The following is a 1,249-nucleotide window of genomic DNA, read 5'->3' on the forward strand; positions in this document are numbered from 1 at the left end:
TGTAGTGGCACACTGAATTTGGCCACCTGAACAGAGGTGATATGCTCACCTCAGAACAACACAGGTGCTCCAATGAAAAGAAGAAATTTTAGTCCTGAATTCAAACGCGAATCTGCTCAGCTGGTTGTCGATCAAAACTACACCGTCTCTGATGCCGCTAAGGCTATGGATGTAGGTCTTTCCACGATGACGAAATGGGTCAAACAACTGCGTGATGAGCGTCAGGGCAAAACGCCAAAAGCCTCCCCGATAACGCCGGAACAAATCGAAATACGTGAGCTCAGGAAGAAAATGCAACGTATTGAAATGGAAAACGAAATATTAAAAAAGGCTACCGCGCTCTTGATGTCAGACTCCCTGAACAATTCTCGATAATCGGGAAACTCAGGGCGCGTTATCCTGTGGCCACACTCTGCCATGTGTTCGGGGTTCATCGCAGCAGCTACAAATACTGGAAAAAACGTCCTGATAAACCAGACGGCAGACGGGCTGTATTACGCAGTCAGGTACTTGAGCTACATGGCATCAGCCACGGTTCGGCCGGAGCAAGAAACATCGCCACAATGGCAACCCAGAGAGGCTACAAAATGGGGCGCTGGCTCGCTGGCAGGCTCATGAAGGAGCTGGGGTTGGTCAGTTGCCAGCAGCCGACTCACCGGTACAAGCGTGGCGGTCATGAGCACGTTGCTATCCCGAATCATCTTGAGCGACAGTTCGCCGTAACGAAGCCCAACCAGGTGTGGTGCGGTGATGTGACCTATATCTGGACAGGTAAACGCTGGGCGTACCTCGCCGTTGTTCTCGACCTGTTCGCAAGAAAACCAGTGGGCTGGGCAATGTCGTTCTCGCCGGACAGCAGACTCACCATGAAAGCGCTGGAAATGGCATGGGAAACTCGCGGTAAGCCCGTCGGGGTGATGTTCCACAGCGACCAGGGTAGTCATTATACAAGCAGGCAGTTCCGGCAGTTACTGTGGCGATACAGGATCAGACAGAGTATGAGCCGGCGCGGAAACTGCTGGGATAACAGCCCAATGGAGCGCTTCTTCAGGAGTCTGAAGAACGAATGGGTGCCGGTGATGGGTTACGTAAGCTTCAGCGATGCAGCTCACGCCATAACGGACTATATCGTTGGATATTACAGTGCACTAAGACCGCACGAATATAATGGTGGGTTACCACCAAACGAATCGGAAAACCGATACTGGAAAAACTCTAACGCGGTGGCCAGTTTTTGTTGACCACTACA

At 51.6% G+C, this 1,249-nt stretch carries 1 protein-coding gene; it reads left to right on the plus strand.

The genetic code is table 11. From position 1 onward, the window contains the following. The first annotated feature begins 72 nt into the window (after positions 1-72). Positions 73-1,241, plus strand: a protein-coding gene (locus K7X24_RS21880; protein ID WP_224558272.1) for an IS3 family transposase whose coding sequence is annotated in 2 segments (ribosomal slippage) — positions 73-322 and positions 322-1,241 — 1,170 coding nt in all. Because the reading frame shifts where the segments join, the coding sequence is not laid out codon by codon here. Positions 1,242-1,249 lie beyond the last annotated feature (8 nt).

The sequence above is a fragment of the Pectobacterium versatile genome (assembly GCF_020166435.1).
GTDB lineage: Bacteria > Pseudomonadota > Gammaproteobacteria > Enterobacterales > Enterobacteriaceae > Pectobacterium > Pectobacterium versatile.